This is a genomic window from Micromonospora sp. RP3T (genome assembly GCF_003027925.1).
Classification (GTDB): domain Bacteria; phylum Actinomycetota; class Actinomycetes; order Mycobacteriales; family Micromonosporaceae; genus Micromonospora.
On the sequence record NZ_PYPS01000005.1, the window covers coordinates 153,462 to 172,077 of the forward strand.

Consider the following 18,616-nt stretch of genomic DNA (forward strand, 5'->3'; position numbering starts at 1 on the left):
CGGGAGCCTCGCATGACCGCCACCACCTCACCCGACACCACCACCGGCACGCGCCGGGCCGACCGCCGGCCGCCCGCCCTCGGTGGCTTCTCCGCCGCTGTGCTCGCCATCGAGATCCGCCGGGTGCTGCGCAACCGTCGCACGCTGATGTTCATCCTGGTCATGCCGGCGGTCTTCTTCCTCCTGTTCGGACTGCCGTCGCGCGGCGACACGCTCGACAACGGCCTGCCGGTCACCGGCTGGATCATGATCAGCCTGGCCGTGTACGCGGCCATGGTGGCCACCACCAGCGCCGGCGCGGCCGTCGCCACCGAGCGTGCGCTGGGCTGGAGCCGGCAGTTGCGGCTGACCCCGCTGCGCCCGGCCGCGTACGTGGCGACGAAGGTGGCCACCGCGATGGTGCTCGGGCTGCTCGGCGTGCTCGTCGAGTTCGGCGTCGGCGCCGCCTCCGGGGTGCGGTTGCCGGTCCACGTGTGGCTGGAGTCCGGCCTGACCGCGTGGATCGGCTCGCTGGTCTTCGCCGCGTTCGGTCTGTTCGTCGGCTACCTCGCCCCGGCCGAGAACGTCATGCAGTTCATGGGCCCGGCGCTGGCCATCCTGGCCATGCTGGGCGGCCTGTTCGTTCCGCTCGATCTGCTGCCCGACGTGATGCGGCAGATCGCCAAGTTCACCCCGGTGTACGGGGTCGGTCAGCTCGCTCGCGCGCCGCTGACCGGCACCGGGGTGGACTGGGCGGCGGTCGGCAACGTGGCCGCCTGGACCGCGTTCTTCGGTCTCGGCGCGGCCCGCCTGTTCCGCCGCGACACCACCCGGGTCTGACCGGGGCGGCGGGCACTAGCGTGGTGGGCGTGACGTTGCCGACCGCCCCGGCCCGGCCGGTGAACCGCCACTGGCGGTTCACCGGCTGGCTGCTGGCGGCGGTCTGGCTGTTCTTCCTCAACATCCCGTTCGTCACCGCCCTGCACCAGCCGGAGCTGTGGCGGCGGCTGCTCGGGCTCGCCTCGGTGATCGTGTTCGCCGTGGCGTACGTGCTGATCTTCGAGTGGGGTCGGGCCCGCCGGCAGCAGCACCGCCCGATCCCGGCCGACCGGGCCCGGCTGCTGATCGCGGTGCTGCTCGCGATCGGCCTGGCCGGCATCCCGGGCACCGGCGGCGACTGGCTGACCACACTGGTCTTCGTGGCCGCCGCCGCGGTGTTCCTGCTGCCGTCGGTGGAGGCGCTGGTCGTGGTGGTGCTGGCCGCGGCGACCCCGCCGGTTACGTCGCGCCTGGTGCCCGGCTGGGAGTCGGAGAGCACTGTCGTCTTCGCGGTGCTGCTCGCCTCGTTCGCCATGTTCGGGGTGAGCCGGCTGGCCCAGCGCAACGGCGAACTCCAGGCCGCGCAGGCCGAGATCCGCCGGCTCGCGGTGGCCGAGGAGCGCGCCCGCACCGCCCGGGACCTGCACGACATCCTCGGGCACTCGCTGACCGTGGTGGCGGTGAAGGCCGAGCTTGCCGGCCGGCTGCTGGAGCTGGACCCGGCGCGGGCGGCCGTCGAGATCGCCGACGTGGAGCGGCTGGCCCGGGAGGCGCTGGCCGACGTGCGGGGCACCGTCGGGGCGTACCGCGGGGTGGATCTGGCGTCCGAGGTGGCCGGCGCCCGGTCGGCGCTGGCCGCCGCGGGCATCGTCGCGGAGCTGCCGAAGTCGGTGCCGGAGCTGCCGGCGGACCGGGACGAACTGTTCGGCTGGGCGGTCCGCGAAGGGGTGACGAACGTGGTGCGACACAGCGGCGCGCGGCGCTGCGTGATCCGGGTGGACCCGGCGGGGGTGGAGGTCCGCGACGACGGCCGGGGACCGGCCGGCGAGTCGGCGGGCGCCGGGCACGGGCTGGTCGGGCTGCGGGAACGGGCGGCCCGGTTGGACGCCACCGTGACGGTGGCGCGGGCGGCCGGCGGGCGCGGTTTCCTGCTCCGGGTCACGGTGCCGGGCCCCGACGGAAGGACACCCGGATGACCACGCCGATCAGGCTGCTGCTCGCCGACGACCAGGCGCTGGTCCGGGGTGCGTTGGCCGCGCTGCTGTCGCTGGAACCGGACCTGACCGTGGTGGCGGAGGTGAGCCGCGGTGACGAGGTGGTGCCGGAGGCGCTGCGTACCCACCCGGACGTGGCGCTGCTCGACGTGGAGATGCCCGGCCTGGACGGGGTGGCCGCCGCGGCGGCGCTGCGGGCGGCGCTGCCCGGGTGCCGGGTGCTGGTGGTGACCACGTTCGGTCGGCCCGGCTACCTGCGTCGGGCGATGGAGGCGGGCGCGAACGGCTTCGTGGTCAAGGACACCCCGGCCCGCCAGCTCGCCGACGCGGTCCGCCGGGTGCACGCCGGCCTGCGGGTGGTCGACCCGACGCTGGCCGCCGAGACGCTGGCCACCGGCGCGAGCCCGCTCACCGAGCGGGAGACCGAGGTGCTGCGGACGGCCCGGGGCGGCGGCACGGTGGCCGAGCTGGCGGCGACGCTGCACCTGTCCGAGGGCACCGTCCGCAACCATCTCTCGTCGGCCATCGGCAAGACCGGCGCCCGCAACCGCGCCGACGCGGTACGCCTGGCCGAAGCCAACGGCTGGCTGCTGGGGTGAAAGGCGGGGGCCCCGCTTAACGCATTCGGTAGAGGCGGGGGCCCCGCTTAACACCCACGTGTTAAGCGGGGCCCCCGCCTAACAAGCGGGCGAGCGGGCGAGCGGGCAAGCGGGCGGCGGGGCGGTCAGGGGAGACGGTCGACGACCACGAAGCCGGTGCCGGGGGACAGCTCGGCGAGGAGTTGGCGTTGGGCGGCGCGGGTCAGCCGGATGCAGCCGTTGGTGACGTTCTTGCCGAGCGTGTCGTCGTTGTACCAGGTGTGCAGCCCGATGTGCGCGCCGCGCAGGCCGGTCGGCACCGCGTCCGGGTCGTCGGGGATCGCGCCGAGCGCGAAGATGTCGACGCCGCCGTAGACGTCCTGCGGCGGCGGGGTGCGGCCCAGGATGAACGTGCGCCCGAGCGGGGTGAGCTGTCCGGGCATGCCGAGGCTGACCGGCCAGGTGTGCACCGCGCGCCCGTCCCGCAGCCAGGTGAGCCGGTGCGTGCGGCGTTCCACCACGATCTGGTCGCGCAGCGCGACCGTGGTCCAGCCGCCTTCCGGCAGCCAGGCGACGGTGCGGTTCGCGGAGGGGAGCAGCACCGCGGTCCACCCGGCGCGGCGCTCGACGATCGGCACGGTCAGCGGGACGTCGTTGATCGTCGGCGCGAGGAAGGCCCGGGGACGGCCGCCGGGCGCGTCGTACGCGGGGATCTTCCGGTCCGGCCGCGCGCCCTCGCGGAGCTGCCGGGTGTCGGCCGGCGTCGGGTCGGCGGGGAAGCCGCGCGGCGCCGGGTCGTAGGTGACCACCGGCAGGTCGGCGGGCGCGGGCGCGGCGGGCGGCACGGACTCCACAGGCGACGGCCGCGGTGACGCCGGCCCGGTCGGGGCCGGTCCGGCGCCGACCGGTGTGGGCGCCGGCGTGCCGGTGAGCGCGTGACCGACCAGCAGCGCGGTGGCCAACAGCAGCGGTACGCCGAGCGCGGCGAACAACCAGCCGGGGATCCGCCGCCCGGTGACATGGTCATAGTGCACGAAAGCGACTCTAACCGAGACGAAGCCCCCGCGCCGGAAACTGCCGGCACGGGGGCTTCACTCGGCGGTACGGGCGAGGTCAGCTCACCTTCGCTCCGACGTGGATGGCGATGGCGTCGTGCGCGTTGACGGTCGCGGCGAACCAACCCGACGAGTCCACCGTGATCACCGGACCGCTGCACGACCCGTTGCTGAACGTGCCGTGGATGACGTCGCAGTAGCGGCCGGCCGGCAGCCCGGTGTAGTAGGACCGCCCGCTCACCGCGGAGTCCTCGTCGTTGATCGTCAGGTAGCCCTTGCCGGCCCGGCTGAACGCGATGTGCTGGTAGCCGTTGTCGTACCAGTTGGCGACCGCGGCGCCCTCGGTGGCGTTGCGGAAGCCGACCATGTTGGCGATGGCCGCCCAGCGGTGCTCGCACTCCCAGCCCGAGTAGCAGGTGGTGTTGGTGATCTTGTTGCTGCCGTCCGAGGGCGGGGCCTGGTCCTTGTTGCTGAACGTGAAGCTCGACATCACCGCCGGGGTGCCGTACGGCCAGGCCAGCATGAACGCGTTGGCCAGCGCGTACTCGCCGCGGTCGCGGTAGGTGAGCACGCCGCCGTCGCGCTGGGTGTCGTGGTTGTCGGTGAAGACCACCGCCGAGCCGCCCGGCAGGTAGCCCCAGGACTCGCCGAAGTTCTTCAGGTACGCCAGCCGCTCGTTGTTGAACATCCGGGCCAGGTCCTTGCCGTACCGGAACTCGTGCACGTCGCCGTTGCCGGTGTACTCGGTCGGCTGGACCGGCTCACCCGCGCCGTAGATGACCTCCTGCACGAGGTACGCCGGCCGGGACAGCTTGGCCTTGATCGCGGCGATGTCGGCGGCCGGCATGTGCTTGCTGCCGTCCAGCCGGAACCCGTCCACGCCGAGCGAGAGCAGGTCGTTGAGGTACGTCGCGAGCCGGGTGCGCACGTAGTCCGACTCGGTCTTGAGGTCGGCCAGGTTGACCAGCTCGCAGTTCTGCACCTCGTACCGGTCGTTGTAGTTGGCGATGTCGTTGTTGCCGTTGCGACCGCAGTAGTGGAAGTCCGCCGAGGAGTAGGTGCCCGGGTAGTTGTAGTGGCCGTACGACGTGCCGGCCCAACCGGTGCCGCCGTTCTCCTGGCCGGACATGTGGTTGACCACCGCGTCGACGATCACCTTGACGCCGGCGTTGTGGCAGGTGTTCACCATGGACTGGAACTGGGCGCGGGTGCCCTTGCGGGACTCGATCCGGTAGCTGACCGGCTGGTAGGACACCCACCAGGGGCTGCTGTTGACGTGCTCCTGCGGCGGGGACACCTGGACGTAGCCGTAGCCCTTCGGGCCGAGCGTGCTGGTGCACTCGCTCGCCACCGACGTCCAGTTCCACTCGAAGAGCTGGACGATGACCTTCTTGCTGCCGGGCGTGGCGGCGACGGCCGGGGGTGCCGCCACCGTGGTCGGGACGAGCAGGCCGGCGGCGAGGCCGAGGACGAGCGCCGCGGCGCGGCGTCGACGTCGTTGCATCAGGACTCCTACGGGACGGGGGATGTGGGGGAGTGGAGCCTGGGGAGGGCTTCAGTGCCGGCTTCTTGCAGCCGGTACTGAAATTTTCCGCAAGGTTACGAGCATGTTGCAAGAAATGTCAACGCATGGGCATCCGTCGTTGTGTGGGGCGCTATAACGCGCGTCGGGCCCGGATGGTTCGAGGAACCGGTCGAGAAATTCGCCACCGGAGGTGATCCGTCCGGGCCGTCGCTCCGTACCTGAGGTGGGAGCAGGGTCGGCCGGTGGGGGCGCCGCCGCGAGACGATCGAGGAGCAGATGGCCCGGGCACAGCAGAACGAGAAGGCGACGACCGTCCGGACCACCACCAGCAGCCGTGGTGTCCGGACCGTGTCGAAGTCCGCGATGGTGGCACTCACCGCCTCCGCACTCGGCCTCGCGTGGGCAGGTGTGGAGCTGGCCGGCGCCGGTGGCGCCATGTACGCGTACGGATTCTTCTTCACCGAGTTCTTCGCCGGGGTGGTCACCCTGGTCTCGCTCAGCCTCACCGTGATGCTGGGGCTGCTCGCCACCGACCGGCTGGTGCTGCTCATCCGGCACCGGGTGCTGCTCCAGTCCGCGCACCGCGCCACCGGCGTGCTCGGCGTGGTCGGGCTGGTCTTCCACGTCATCACCAAGATCGCGATCGGCCGGGCCGGGCCGACCGACGCGGTGGTGCCGTTCCTCGGCGGCAGCGGTCTCTACGTCGGGCTGGGCACCGTCGCCGCGCTGCTCATGGTGGGCGTGCTCTGGACCGGGCTGATCCGGGTCCGGTTCGCCGGCGTCGGTCCCAAGTGGTTCTGGCGCGCGCTGCACTCCATGGCGTACGTGTCCTGGCCGTTCGCGCTGTTCCACGGCCTCAACGCCGGCCGGGCCGCGAAGAGCTGGGTGGTGCTCAGCTACCTCGCCTGCGTGCTGCTCGTGGTGATGGCGCTGCTGGTGCGCCTCTCCGTCCACATCGGCAAACGCAGCCGCGAGCAGCACCAGGCCGCCGCGCTGAACAAGGCGATGGCCGGCAAGGGCGAGGAGCGTACCGGCATGTTCGCGGCGCTGGCCCGCAAGAAGACCGCGGACAAGGACGAGACCGCCACCGGCCGGGGTCGGGGCGGACGCTGGGCCGAGGCCACCGCCACCTGGACCGCGCCCGCCGGCACCGCCCGGCAACGGGACCCGGAGCGGTTCGCCGTACCGGTGGTGCCGGAGCCCGGATCGCTGCGGGAACCGGTCCGCGCCGCCGCCGCCCGGCGGCGCGCCGAGGAGCCGGCCGAGCCGGCGCGGCGCGCCCGCACGCAGGAGGTCCCGGCCGCCCGGCGGTCCACCCGGAGCCGGGACACCGAGCGGGTGACCACCTCCACCCGGGTCCGCGACTCCGAACGCGAGCCGGTGCGTCCCAGCCGGGATGAGGAACTGGAGCCGGTCGCCGGCCGGCGCGACGGGGAACGGTCCCGTCGGCGCCGCCGCGACACCGAGGAACGGGTCAGCCGCCGGTCCCGGGTCGACGAGGAGGTCGCCGCCCAGTACTCCGCGCCGCCGGAGAACGGCGGCCGGCACTCCGCGCCGCCGGACACCGGGGGCCGACACTCCGCCCCGCCGGACAGCAGCCGGTACGCCACCCCCGCCGAGGTGGCCCGCTACTCCGCCCCGCCCCGCGCGACCGACGAGGCCGAGGAGCCGTGGGACAGCCCGCGCCGCTGGGCGAGCGAGCCGATCTCGGCCGGTCCGGTCTCGGCCGGCCCGATCTCCGGCACCCCGCTCTCGGCGGAGCCGCGCAGCGGGACCGGGCGACGCTACCGGGACGAGGAGGACGTGCCGGAGGAGCCCGACTACTGGCGCCCGCCGGCCCGCTACACCGCCGACGACGACGCGTTCGTCGACGACACGCCCACGCTCGTCGACCTCGCCTCCCGCCGGGCGATGCGGGCCACCAAGGACAGCCGTCCCAGCCGCCGGCGCAAGGCCGACGCGGACGCGGTCGACGGGGCGTACTGGGCCGGGCTGCGGGGTGAGGCCCGGTGAAGCGGACGGCCATCCCCCCGGTCGCCTGCGTCGGGGAGCCCCGGCTCACCGCCGGGTTCGCCGAGTTCGGCCGGCTCGACCTGCTCGCCCACGAGGAGGTGCACGGCCCGATCGGCCCGATGGAGCCGGCCGCGCTGCTCCGGCTCGCCGAGGCGATCGACCTCAAGGGCAAGGGCGGGGCGGGCTTCCCGTTCGCCCGCAAGATGCGCGCCGTGCTGGAGTCCGCCGAACGGCAGGACCTCGCCGCCGTGGTGGTGGTCAACGCCACCGAGGGCGAGCCGGCGAGCTGGAAGGACAAGGTGCTGCTCACCCGGGCCCCGCACCTCGTCCTGGACGGCGCCGCGCTCGCCGCGTTCGCGCTGGACGCCGAGGAGATCGTGATCGGGGTGGCCGACGACGACGTGGGCCGGCCCTCACTGACCGAGGCGTTGCAGGAACGGCGGATGCCGGTGCCGACCACCATCGTGACCGTGCCGCACCGGTTCATCTCCGGCGAGGGCGGCGCGCTCGTCAACGGCATCAACGGGCTGCCGCACATCCCACCCGGCACCAAGAAACGGTCAAGCGACTCCGGCGTCAACGGGCTGCCCACCCTGCTCTCCAACGCCGAGACGTACGCCCAGCTCGCGGTCGCCGCCCGGATCGGCCCGTACGAGTACGCGGCGCTGGGCACCGACGACGAGCCGGGCACCGTGCTGCTCACCGTCACCGGGTCGGCGAAGCGGCCGGCCGTGGTGGAGTGTGCCGCCGGCACCCCGCTGCGCGAGATCCTCGACCTGTGCGAGGTGCCCCCCGGGCCGGGCATCCTGATGGGCGGCTACCACGGCAAGTGGATCACCGCCGAGGCGGCGGAGCGGGCCGAGGTCTCCCGCAAGGGGCTGGCCGCGGTCGGCGGCACGCTCGGCGCCGGCATCATCGTGCCGCTCGGCACCGACACCTGCCCGCTCGGCGAGGCCGCCCAGGTGGTCCGCTACCTGGCCGGGGAGTCCGCCGGCCAGTGCGGCCCGTGCAAGATGGGCCTGCCCGACCTGGCCCGCTCCGTCGACCTCGCGGTCTCCGGCAGCGCGCCGATCGAGCTGGTCCGGGCCGCGGCCGGCGACGTGAAGGGACGCGGCGCGTGCAGCCACCCGGACGGCACCGCCCGGTTCGCGCTGTCCGCCATGGAGGTGTTCGCCGACGACCTGCGGCTGCACGCCACCGGGGAGGGCTGCGGCAAACGCGTCAAGGGCACCATGGGCCTGCCCGGCGCGCCCGACGGCAACCCGCAGAAACTCACCCTGGACTGGTCCCGCTGCGACGGGCACGGGCTCTGCGCGCACGTGGTGCCGGACTTCATCCGGCTCGACGGCAACGGGTACCCGGCCTTCCCGCCCACCCCGGTGCCGACCTGGCTGCGGGAGGGCGCGCTCAAGGCGGTCAAGGTCTGCCCCGAACTCGCGCTCCGGCTGGTCAAGGCCGAGTAGCCGTCCCACCCAGGAGGCGCCGATGCCACCCCGTACCGTCCACCGTCTCGGCGTCGCCGCCGTGCTGGCCGCCACGCTCGCCGGCCCGGCCGCCTGCGCGGTCGGCCCCGAGCGGGCCACGCCGGCCGGCGCGGCGACCGCCGGGTCCACCGCCGCACCGACCGCGCCCGCCCCGACCACGTCCACCGGTGCGCCGTCGCCGCCGCCGGCCCGGGTGCCGCGGACGCTGGCGTTCACCGCGAAGACACTCGACGGTACGGCGTTCTCCGGCGCCGCCCTCGCCGGGCGACCGGTCGTGCTGTGGTTCTGGGCCCCCTGGTGCGCCACCTGCGCCAGCCAGGCGTGGACGGTCGCCGAGATCGCCCCGACCTACCGGGACACCGTGCCGATCGTCGGCGTCGCCGGCCTCGGCCAGCAACGGGCCATGACGGATTTCGTCGCCGAGTTCGACCTGGCCGGCACGCCGCAGCTCGACGACCGCGCCGGCACGTTGTGGCGCCGGTTCAAGGTGACCGAGCAGAGCACGTTCGTCATCGTCGACCGGGACGGCACGGTCGTCCACCAGGGCTTCCTCGACGGCGAGGCGCTGACCCGGCAGGTCGAGACGCTGGCCCGGGGATGACCGGCGCGCTGCTGCTCGCGTTGACCGCCGGCATGCTCGGCGCGGTCAACCCGTGCGGCTTCGCGATGCTGCCCGCGTACCTGTCGGTACTGGTGGCCGGCCCCGGCGACGGGCGCGGCGCGGTCGGCCGCGCGCTCACCGCGACGGCCGGGCTGACGCTCGGGTACGCGGCCGTCTTCGGCGCGTTCGGGCTGGCCGTGGCGCCGGCGGCGGACTGGCTGCGCCCCCGGCTGCCCTGGCTGACCGTGACGCTCGGCGTGCTGCTGGCACTGGCCGGCCTGTGGCTGCTCGCCGGCCGGCGGCTGCCCACGCCCCGCCCGTGGCGCACCGCGCCCCGGCTCGTCCGCACCTGGCCGTCCATGGCGCTGTTCGGCGCGGCGTACGCGCTCACGTCACTGACCTGCGCGATCGCGCCGTTCCTGGCGATCGTGGTGACCAGCCTGCGGGCCGGCTCGCCGCTGCGCGGGCTGGCGCTGTTCGGCGCGTACGCGCTCGGGATGGCGCTTGTGGTCGGCGTGGCCGCGCTCGCCGTGGCGCTGCTGCGCGGGCGGGTGGTGGCGGGGCTGCGCGGCGCCGGCGCGTGGGTGTCCCGGTTGAGCGGCCTGGTGCTGCTGGTCGCCGGCGGCTACGTCGCCTGGTACGGCTGGTACGAGGTGCGGCTGGCCCTGGGCCGCCACGACGCGTTCGGCGACCCGGTGGTGACAGCCGCCGCCCGCGTGCAGCAGACCCTGGTGCGCACCCTGGACGGCGCTGGCCCCGCCCCCCTGGCCGCCCTGGCCCTCACCCTGCTCGCGGTGGGGTTGCTGGTAAGGCGGGGCCCCCTGTTAACGCCTCCGGTAGAGGCGGGGGCCCCGCTTAACAGCGTGGCCGCAGCGAGCGGCGTGGCCGCAGCGAGCGGCGTGGCCCCCGCGAGCGGCGTGGCCGCAGCGAGCAGCGACGCCGCAGCGCGGAAGGCGGTCAGCGAGTCGGGGTGAGGCGGTCGGTGCCGAGCTTGTCGCGCAGCACCTCGGGGACCACCACCGAGCCGTCGGGCTGCTGGCACTGCTCCAGGATGGCCGGGAACAGCCGGCTGGTGGCCAGCGCCGAGCCGTTGAGCGTGTGCACGAAGCGGGTCTGCTTGCCGCCCGGCTCCCGGTAGCGGATGGCCGCGCGGCGGGCCTGGTAGTCGCCGGCCCAGGAGACCGACGACACCTCCTTGTACTTCCCGGTGCTCGGCATCCACACCTCGATGTCGAGCGTCTTCTTCATCGAGGCGCTGGCGTCGCCGGCGGCGAGCAGGCTGGTCTGGAAGTGCAGGCCGAGCTGCTCGACCAGCCCCTCGACGTGACCCACCATCGCCCGGAGCGCGGCGCCGGCCTGCTCCGGCAGCGTGAACTGGAAGATCTCCACCTTGTTGAACTGGTGGCCGCGCACCGTGCCGCGCTCGTCGGAGTGCGAGCCGGCCGCCTCGCGCCGGTAGCACGGCGTGTAGGCGAACGCCTTCAGCGGCAGCTTCGGCGTCTCCAGGATCTCGTCCTGGTAGGCGCCGAGGATGGCCGTCTCCGCGGTGGGCAGCAGGAACTGGCCGCGCGGGGCGGACTGCTTGTCCATGCGGTAGACGTCGTCGTAGAACTTCGGGAACTGCCCGGACGCGAAGCCGGCAGTGTCCAGCAGCAGGTGCGGCGGCAGCAGGAACTCGTAGCCGGCCTCGATGTTCCGCTCGATCAGCCAGTTGACCAGCGCCCACTCCAACCGGGCGCCCACGCCGGTGTACATCCAGAAGCCGGAGCCGCCCAGCTTCACGCCCCGCTCGTGGTCGACCAGACCCAGCGCGCGGCTCAGCTCCACGTGGTCGCGCACCCGCTCGATGGCCGGCGCCTCGCCGAACGTCCGCACCACCCGGTTGGCCTCCTTGCCACCGGCGACCACGTCGTCGGCGGGCAGGTTGGGCAGCTCGCTCATCGCCGAGCGCAGCCGGGACTGCACGTCGTCGAGCTGGGACTCCAGCTCCGCGAGCTGCTTGCGCTCGGCCTCCGGCGCGGCGGGCTGTGGGGTGGCGCCGGAGCGCTTCGCCTCCGCGTACGCGCGCGCCTCGGCCTTGCGGCGCTGCCGCTCGGCATCGATCTCCGTGATCAGGGCGCGCCGCTCCTGGTCGAGTCGCTGGATGTCGTCCAGCGCCCGGGTGACCTCGGCGGGATCCAGACGCTTCGCCAGCGCGGTCGCCACCGCCTCGCGATCCTTCCGGATCAACTCCATGTCGAGCATGCTGCTCGTACGCCTCCGTCCAGGCCGTCAGGTGGGACGCACCGATGCTACCGTCGCGGCCCCGCCGGCCCGGGCCGGGCTCTCCGGCCCGGCCCGGTTCGGCTGCCCGAGCGGGCGGCGCCCGTGGTCAGAGGCGTACCGGCATGAGAACCGAGAACGCGTGCGCGTCGTCCGCCCGGCGCACCGCCAGCGGCGTGATCGGACCGTCCAGCTCCAGCACGAGCTGGCTGCCGCCGGCGTCCAGCGCGTCGAGCAGGTACTCCCGGTTCAACCCGACCCGCAGCCCGCCGTCCGGGCCCTCGACGGCGGCCGGGTCGACCAGCCGCAGCTCGCCGCCGTGGTCCAGGCCGAGCGCGACCACCGGGTGCGCGACGCCGTCGTGCGTGCGGTGGCACACCCGCACGTCGTCGGCGGTGAGCGCCGCGCGCAGCGCCGCGCCGTCCACCGGGATCCGGTACGCGGGCGCGGCACCGAGCTGCGCGCCCAGCAGCCGGCGGTGGTCCGGGAAGTCGTACGGCAGCGGGACGGCGGTCAGCGTGCGCCCGGTGACCGAGCACGTGACCCCCTCCGCGGCGACGACCACCTCCGCGGTCGTCCCGTCGTGGTCGAGCAGCCCACGCAGCTCGTCGACCGCGGCCACCGGCAGCAGCGCGCGCGCCGACGGACCGTCGACCGTGGCGTCGACCCGGGCCACCGCCAACCGGTGCCGGTCGGTGGCGACCAGGTGGACGCCACCCGGCTCGACCTCCAGCAGCACGCCGGACAGGAACGGCAGCTCCGGGTCGGTGCCGACGGCGAAGCGTACGGCGTCCACGGCGGCGGCGAGGTCGGTGCGGGACAGCACGAGGCGGGTGGCCATGATGGTCTCCTCCGGGTCGATCAGGCTACGGATCCGGGAGAGTTCGCGGCGCGCGTCGGCGAGGCCGTCCTCCAGCCGGCGCAGGTGCGCGTCCAGCAGGCGGTGCACCTCGGCCGGGTGACGCCGGCGCCGCAGCGCCTCGGCGATGCCGGCCAGCGGCATGCCCACCCGGCGCAGGCCGGCGACCAGGCGGGCCGGGCCCACCTGGTCGTCGGCGTACCAGCGGTAGCCGGTCACCGGGTCCACCCGGGCCGGCGTCAGCACGCCGGAACGGTCGTAGAACCGCAGTGCGCTGACCGTCAACCCGCTGGCCCGGGCCAGCTCACCGATGCTGCGAAGCTCGCTCTCCACGGCCGCCATCCTGTGCCCTGCACCAGGTCGAGGGTCAACGCCCCGGGTTGTTAAGAGGGGGCCCCGCCTCTACCGGAAGCGTTAAGAAGGGGCCCCGCCTTACGCTTTCAGCGTGCGGAACGTGATGCCGGCGCGAACCAGGCGGTCCAGCAGCGCGTCGCCCATCGCGGCGACCGGGGTGAGCTGCCCGGCGGTCTCCGGCAGCTCGTCGAAGGCCAGGCAGAGCGCCGACTCGGCGAGCATCTTGGCGGTCTCGTCGTAGCCGGGGTCGCCGCCGGCCACCTCGGTCACCACCCGCCGGCCGCCACCGGCGCCCACGAACCGCACCCGGAACCAGGACTTCGCCCGCTGCGCGGCGCTCGGCCCCTGACCGGAGGCGAGCCGGCCGAGCAGCCAGCGCCGGGTCGGCGGCACCTTCACCAGCCCGACCACGCCGGCCAGGCCCACGCCGGCGACCAGCACGGTGGGCAGCCGCTTCAGCGCGGCGAAGTGCCGGTACCGGAAGTCCGGGCCGTACTCGGGGCGGGCCGCCGCCGACCGGCGGACGATCTGCGGGTCGATGGTGGGCAGCGGCACCGCCCACTGGCCGAACTCGCGGACCCGCCCGACCCGGCCGGGCACCGCCCGCACCCGCCGCCCGTCCGGCCGGGGCTCGACCGCCCGCCGGGCCTTCGCCGCCCGGCTCGTCTCGGCGGTACGGGAGAACGCGGTCAGCGCCGAATGGTACGTCCCGGCGGAGAACCGGCCGCCGGCCCGCACGTAGCCGTCCACCGTGACCGGCCCGTCCGTGGGGAGCTGCTTGACGGTGTACCAGACGCCGAGGTCGTGCGGGATCGAGTCGAAGCCGCACGCGTGCACCAGGCGTGCCCCGGTGCGCACCGCCTCGGCGTGGTGCCGCACGTACATCAGGTCGACGAACTCCGGCTCCCCGGTGATGTCCAGGTAGTCGGTGCCGGCGGCGGCACACGCGGCCACCAGCGGCTCGCCGTGGTGCACGTACGGGCCGACGGTGGAGGCGACCACCCGGGCGCTCTCCGCCACGGCACGCAGCGACGCCGCGTCGGTGACGTCGGCGGTGAGCAGGGGCAGCTCGGCCAGGCCGCTGTCGATGGCGGCCAGCCGGTCGCGGACGGCCGCCAGCTTGGCCGGGTTGCGGCCGGCGAGCGCCCAGCGCAGCCGGTCCGGCGCGTGCCGGGCCAGGTACTCGGCGGTGAGGCCGCCGGTGAAGCCGGTGGCGCCGAACAGGACGAGGTCGTACGCGCGGTCTGCGGGCATCCGCCGAGTGTGCCACCCGCCGGCCGGACTCACGGCGTGAAGACCGCCCGGACGCAGCCGTCCGCCCGGTCCCGGAACAACGCGTACCCCTCGGCGGCCCGGTCCAGCGGCAGCCGGTGGGTGGCGAGGTGTTCGGTGACCAGCTCGTCGCGGGCCATCCGGGCCAGCAGCGCCGGGATGGCGTCCGGGCCGACCCGGGCGCCGCCGCGTACCGCCAGCCCTTTCTCGGTGACCGCGCCGAGCGGGAACCGGTCCACGAACGTCGACCCGCCGGCGAGCACCACCACCGTGCCGCCCTTGCGGCAGGCGTGCACCGCCTCGCGCAGCGCCACCCCGGCGTCCGGTCCGGTGGCCGGCCAGCGGGCCGGACCGGTCGGCGGGCCGGCCGCGTCCACGCACACGTCCGGCCCTCGGCCGCCACTGCGTTCCCGCAGCTCGGCGAGGACGTCGACGGACCGGTGGTCGAGTGGCTCGGCGCCGGTGTGCCGGGCCGCCATCCGCAGCCGGTCGGCGTGCTCGTCCACCACGATCACCCGGGCCGCGCCACGGGCCACGGCCGCCGCCGCGGTGAGCTGTCCCACCGCGCCCGCGCCCCAGACCGCCACCACGTCCCCGGGGGCGACACCGGCCAGCTCGACACCGTGCCAGCCGGCCGGCGCGGCGTCCGCGGCGAAGACCGCCCGGTCGTCGTCGACCCCGTCCGGTACGGCGAACGCGCCCACGTCGGCGTAGGGCACCCGGACGAACTCGGCGTGGCCGCCGGCGAAACCACCGAGGCGGGCCGGGCGGCCGTAGCACCCGGCGGCGGGCGCCCCCCACTGCGGCTCGGTGGCCACGTCGCTGGTCCCGTTGTCGCAGCAGGCCAGCAGCCCCTGCCGGCAGAACCAGCAGGCCCCGCAGGCGATCGCCGCGCCGACCACCACCCGGTCCGCGACCCGGTGCCGGCGTACCTCCGGACCGACCTCGACCACCTCGCCGACGAACTCGTGCCCGAGCACCTCACCGGTGGCCGCCTCGGGCACCCGGCCGGCCAGCAGCGGCAGGTCTCCGCCGCAGGTGGCGCTGCGCCGCACCCGGACGATCATGTCCCGGGCGTTGCGCAGCTCCGGGTCGGGGACCTGGCGTACGGCGAGCGCGTCGGTGCCCTCCCAGCACAGGGCCCTCACCCGGTCCCCTCCGGTCCGGGGCGGCTAGGGCGCCGCGCCGCCGGGCGGTCCAGCGGCGAGCGGTCCGCCCGCAGCACCTCACCGGTCTCCAGGAGCTGCCGGGTCTGCCGGAGCACCTGCCGCAGGTACCGGCCGGGGTCGTCGCCGACCAGGTGCGCGGCGAACCCGGCCAGCGCCGGTGTCCCGCCCAGCGGGCGTACCGCCAGTTCGGTGCCGCGCCCGCCGGGCGCCGGGCGGGCCCAGACCTCCACCGCGCCGTCGAGCGGGCGCAGCGGCTCGGGCCACCGCCCGCCCGGGAGCACCTGTTCGGGCCGCCCGGTCACGGTCACCACCTGCCAGCGCCCGGGCCGGGGGTCGGTCGCGGCCCGCCGCCGGTGCACCAGCGCCAGTACGCCGGCGGCCAGGGCGCGTACGCCGTCGGCCAGCCGTCCGGTCCGGGTCACAGGCCCTCCCCGAGGTCGCGGGTCACCCGGGCGGCCGGCGGTGCGCGGCCGGCCGCCCGCGTGTCCCCAGCGTGGCGGCGACCCGGGTGACGCGGGTTCGCCCGGAAGGGGTGAACCGGCGCGGTCCGGGTAACCGCCCCCCGCACCGACGGGGGGAGGGACGCATGCCGGAGCAGGTCGACCGGGTCCGCTTCGCCGCCGCGCCGACCGACGCGGACACGCGGACGGCCGTCGGGACGCCGGAACCGCTCACCGCCGACGCCGGTCCGCCGCAGCGGCCGGGGCCGCCGTTGCTGGCGTCCCGGCTGGCGCCGCCCGCGCCGCCCGAGCCGCTGCTGCGGCGTCCCCGGCTGCTGGACCGGCTGGAGCGGGGCGCGGCGGGACCGGTCACGTTGCTTCTCGCCCCGGCCGGGTGGGGCAAGACGACGCTGCTGTCCGGTTGGGCGCGGGCGGAACGGGCGGGTCCGGCGCCGGTCTGGGTCTCCGTGGCGGAGGGCGACACCACCGAGCGGCTGTGGGCGTACCTGGCCGAGGCGTTGCGGGCCGCCGTCGCCGGGGAACCGGGGGTGGACCCGCCGGTCCCGGTGGACCCGCCCCGGCCGGCGCAGCTCGAAGCGCTCGCCGCCGCGCTGGCCGCCCGCGAGCACCCGGTGCTGCTGGTCCTGGACGACCTGCACCGGGTGACCGACGGGCAGGCGCTGGCCGGGCTGGAGTTCCTGCTCCGGCACGCCGACGGGCGGCTCCGGCTGGTGGCCGGCGCGCGTCGGGAACCGCCGCTGGCCCTGCACCGGTGGCGGTTGGCCGGCGAGCTGACCGTGCTCGGCCCGGACGAGCTGGCGTTCACCGCCGACGAGGTGGCCGACCTGCTGGTCGCGTACGGCGTGCCGGTGCCGGCCGAGGCGGTGCCCCGGCTCGCCGAGCGGACCGCCGGCTGGCCGGCCGGGCTGCGCCTGGCCACCCTGGCGTTGGGCGGCGACCCGGCGCGGGCCGTGGCGCACGTCGCCGGCGATCAGCCGGACATCGCCGCGTACCTGCGGGACGAGGTGCTCGCGCCGCTGGACCCGGCCGTGTGTGACGTCCTGCGCCGCAGCGCGGTGGCGGTCGCGGTCCGCGCCGACCTGGCCGCCGCGGTGACCGGGCGGGCCGACGCCGGACGCCTGCTGGCCGAGGCGGCCCGGGAGGGCGGCTTCGTCCAGCAGGACGGGGGCAGCCCGCCCTGGTACCGGCCGCACCCGCTGCTGGCCGACCTGCTCCGCGACGAGCTGGCCGGGCTGCCCGCCGGTGAGCTGGGCGAACTGCATCGGCGGGCGGCCGGCTGGTTCGCCGCGCACGACCGACCGGCCGAGGCGCTGCGGCACGCGCTGGCGGCCGGCGAGTGGGCGGACGCCACCGAGCTGCTGGTCACCCGCTGGCCGGAACTGGCCCCGGACGAGCCGGCCCGGCCCGTCCCGCCGGCGCCGCCCGAGCCGCCGGCCGAGGCGGTACGCCGGGACCCGGAGCTGGCGTTGGCCGCGGCGGCCGAACGGGCGTACGCCGGGGATCCGGTTGCCGCCGACGCGCTGCTGCGGCGCGCGGTCGGGCACGCGACGGACCTGCCGGCACCGCGCCGCGACCGGTTCCGCCGGCTGGCCACCGCGGTCGAGCTGGGTCTGGCCCGGCTCGCCGGGGACCACGCCGAGGTACGCCGCGCCGCCGACCGCCTGCTCGCCACCGCCCCCGCACCGCACGACGACCCCGCCGAACCGGGAACGCGGCCCGATCCCGGTGGTCCGCGCCGGACCGCTGACGCCGATGCCGCCGATGCCGATGCCGCCGCCGCCGAGCCCGGTGTCCGGGGCGTCGAGGCCGACGACGTGCGGGCGGTGGCCGGGGCCGCGCACGGGCTGGTCGCGCTCGCCGAGGGGGACCTGCGGGAGGCGGGCGGGCGGTTCTCGGCGGCGCTCGTCGCGGCGCGTCGGGCCGGCCGGCCCCGCGTCGAGCTGCTCTGCGCCAGCCGGTCGGCGCTGCTGGAGGCGGCCCGGGGCGCGTTGCGTACCGCCGAGGAGCGCGCCCGGGCGGCCCTGTCGATGCCGCCCTGCCAGGGCTGGTCGTCGCGGTTGGACTGCGGCTACGCGTACCTGGCGTTGGCGTTGGTGGCCTGGCACCGGGACCGGCCGGCGGAGGCGGCGGCGCAGCTCGCGCTCGCCGGTCCGGCCGGCGCGGAGCCGGGCGGGGCGGCGCTGGCGGCGCTCTGCCGGGCCGGGTTGCTGGCCGACGGCGGGGAACCGGCGGCCGGGCTGCACACGCTCGCCGCGGCCCGGTCGGTCGCGCCCGGGCCCGAGCTGGGCGCGTGGCTGACCGCCGGCGAGGCCCAGCTCCGCGCCGCGGTGGGCGACCCGGGCGGGGCCCGCGCGCTGCTGGACGCGACCGGCGACGACTCCACCGATCCGGCGCTCGCCCTGGTCTCGGCCCGGCTGTGGCTGCGGGCCGGCGACGCCCGGGCGGCCGAGCGGGCGCTGCCGGACTGGACCGGGCCGGGCGCGGCGGGCTGGCCGCTGCCGGTCCGGCTGGGCGCGGGGCTGCTGGACGCGGCGCTGGCCGGTGCGGCCGGCGACGGTCGGCGGGCCGGGCGGCTGCTGGAGGAGACGCTGGCGTTGGCCGAGCCGGACGGCTGCCGGCGCGTGTTCACCCGGGCCGAGCCGGGGGTACGCGACCTGCTCGCCGCCCACCTGGACTCCGGCACCGCGTACTGGGCGACCGTCAGCGACCTGGTCCGGGGCGTCGACGCGTCCGGGGCCGACGGGGCACCGGACGGGCCGGCACGGGCGCTGGACGAGCCGCTCACCGAACGGGAGCTGACCATCCTGCGGTATCTCCAGAGCATCCTGACCAACGTGGAGATCGCCGCCGAGCTGTCGCTCTCGGTCAACACGGTGAAGACGCACGTGCGCAACGTCTACCGCAAGCTCGACGCGACCCGCCGGCGGGAGGCGGTCCGGCGGGCGCGCGAGCTGCGGCTGATCTGACCGGT

General features: G+C 75.8%; 15 protein-coding genes. 8 read left to right on the forward strand and 7 right to left on the reverse strand.

Features of this window, described 5'->3' with window-relative positions:
• Nucleotides 1-12 precede the first annotated feature (12 nt).
• From C8054_RS06460 to C8054_RS06470, 3 genes are read left to right on the forward strand one after another with little or no spacing between them, the layout of a single operon-like run.
• Nucleotides 13-819 (forward strand): ABC transporter permease, encoded by an 807-nt coding sequence (locus C8054_RS06460; protein WP_107155799.1) that lies wholly within the window; start codon nucleotides 13-15, stop codon nucleotides 817-819.
• A 29-nt stretch (nucleotides 820-848) separates the two neighbouring features.
• Nucleotides 849-1,994, forward strand: a complete 1,146-nt coding sequence (locus C8054_RS06465; RefSeq protein WP_107155800.1) for a sensor histidine kinase — start codon at nucleotides 849-851, stop codon at nucleotides 1,992-1,994.
• Nucleotides 1,991-2,611: a response regulator transcription factor gene (locus tag C8054_RS06470; RefSeq protein WP_107155801.1), complete on the forward strand. Its 621-nt coding sequence runs from the start codon at nucleotides 1,991-1,993 to the stop codon at nucleotides 2,609-2,611. Before C8054_RS06465 ends, C8054_RS06470 begins: the two co-directional genes overlap by 4 nt.
• Nucleotides 2,612-2,736: 125 nt before the next feature.
• Here the strand turns inward: C8054_RS06470 and C8054_RS06475 are convergent, their stop codons facing one another.
• Entirely contained in the window at nucleotides 2,737-3,624 is an 888-nt protein-coding gene (locus C8054_RS06475; protein WP_107155802.1) for a L,D-transpeptidase, read from the reverse strand.
• A 79-nt stretch (nucleotides 3,625-3,703) separates the two neighbouring features.
• Nucleotides 3,704-5,149 carry an alpha-amylase family protein gene (locus tag C8054_RS06480; protein ID WP_107155803.1) on the reverse strand — a complete coding sequence of 482 codons (1,446 nt, stop codon included), beginning with the start codon at nucleotides 5,147-5,149 and terminating at the stop codon, nucleotides 3,704-3,706.
• Between the two features lie 297 nt (nucleotides 5,150-5,446).
• On the opposite strand from C8054_RS06480, the gene C8054_RS06485 reads away from it, so the two are divergent.
• From C8054_RS06485 to C8054_RS06500, 4 genes are read left to right on the forward strand one after another with little or no spacing between them, the layout of a single operon-like run.
• Complete coding sequence (locus tag C8054_RS06485) at nucleotides 5,447-7,183, forward strand: ferric reductase-like transmembrane domain-containing protein (protein WP_107155804.1); 1,737 nt, start codon at nucleotides 5,447-5,449, stop codon at nucleotides 7,181-7,183.
• A complete protein-coding gene (locus tag C8054_RS06490) occupies nucleotides 7,180-8,646 on the forward strand; it encodes an NADH-quinone oxidoreductase subunit NuoF family protein (protein WP_107155805.1) in 1,467 nt (488 codons plus the stop codon). The genes C8054_RS06485 and C8054_RS06490 overlap by 4 nt, the downstream gene beginning before the upstream one ends.
• Before the next feature lie 22 nt (nucleotides 8,647-8,668).
• Complete coding sequence (locus C8054_RS06495) at nucleotides 8,669-9,268, forward strand: redoxin domain-containing protein (protein ID WP_107155806.1); 600 nt, start codon at nucleotides 8,669-8,671, stop codon at nucleotides 9,266-9,268.
• A complete protein-coding gene (locus C8054_RS06500) occupies nucleotides 9,265-10,242 on the forward strand; it encodes a cytochrome c biogenesis CcdA family protein (RefSeq protein ID WP_107155807.1) in 978 nt (325 codons plus the stop codon). Before C8054_RS06495 ends, C8054_RS06500 begins: the two co-directional genes overlap by 4 nt.
• Here C8054_RS06500 and serS read toward each other — a convergent pair.
• The 5 genes from serS to C8054_RS06525 all read right to left on the reverse strand — a co-directional run bounded on the left by serS (nucleotide 10,226) and on the right by C8054_RS06525 (nucleotide 15,552).
• Nucleotides 10,226-11,512, reverse strand: a complete 1,287-nt coding sequence (serS, locus tag C8054_RS06505; RefSeq protein ID WP_107155808.1) for a serine--tRNA ligase — start codon at nucleotides 11,510-11,512, stop codon at nucleotides 10,226-10,228. The two genes, C8054_RS06500 and serS, sit on opposite strands and share 17 nt — an antisense overlap.
• A gap of 127 nt (nucleotides 11,513-11,639) precedes the next feature.
• Nucleotides 11,640-12,731: a MerR family transcriptional regulator gene (locus tag C8054_RS06510; protein WP_107155809.1), complete on the reverse strand. Its 1,092-nt coding sequence runs from the start codon at nucleotides 12,729-12,731 to the stop codon at nucleotides 11,640-11,642.
• 90 nt (nucleotides 12,732-12,821) lie between these two features.
• The gene (locus C8054_RS06515) at nucleotides 12,822-13,997 is read right to left on the reverse strand and encodes a trans-acting enoyl reductase family protein (RefSeq protein ID WP_107155810.1); all 1,176 of its coding nucleotides are present in this window, start codon (nucleotides 13,995-13,997) and stop codon (nucleotides 12,822-12,824) included.
• Between the two features lie 29 nt (nucleotides 13,998-14,026).
• Complete coding sequence (locus tag C8054_RS06520) at nucleotides 14,027-15,163, reverse strand: alcohol dehydrogenase catalytic domain-containing protein (RefSeq protein WP_107155811.1); 1,137 nt, start codon at nucleotides 15,161-15,163, stop codon at nucleotides 14,027-14,029.
• Nucleotides 15,160-15,552: a hypothetical protein gene (locus C8054_RS06525; protein WP_233219520.1), complete on the reverse strand. Its 393-nt coding sequence runs from the start codon at nucleotides 15,550-15,552 to the stop codon at nucleotides 15,160-15,162. Before C8054_RS06525 ends, C8054_RS06520 begins: the two co-directional genes overlap by 4 nt.
• 140 nt (nucleotides 15,553-15,692) lie before the next feature.
• Between C8054_RS06525 and C8054_RS06530 the strand changes: the two genes are divergently transcribed.
• Nucleotides 15,693-18,611 (forward strand): LuxR C-terminal-related transcriptional regulator, encoded by a 2,919-nt coding sequence (locus tag C8054_RS06530; protein ID WP_233219514.1) that lies wholly within the window; start codon nucleotides 15,693-15,695, stop codon nucleotides 18,609-18,611.
• Nucleotides 18,612-18,616 lie beyond the last annotated feature (5 nt).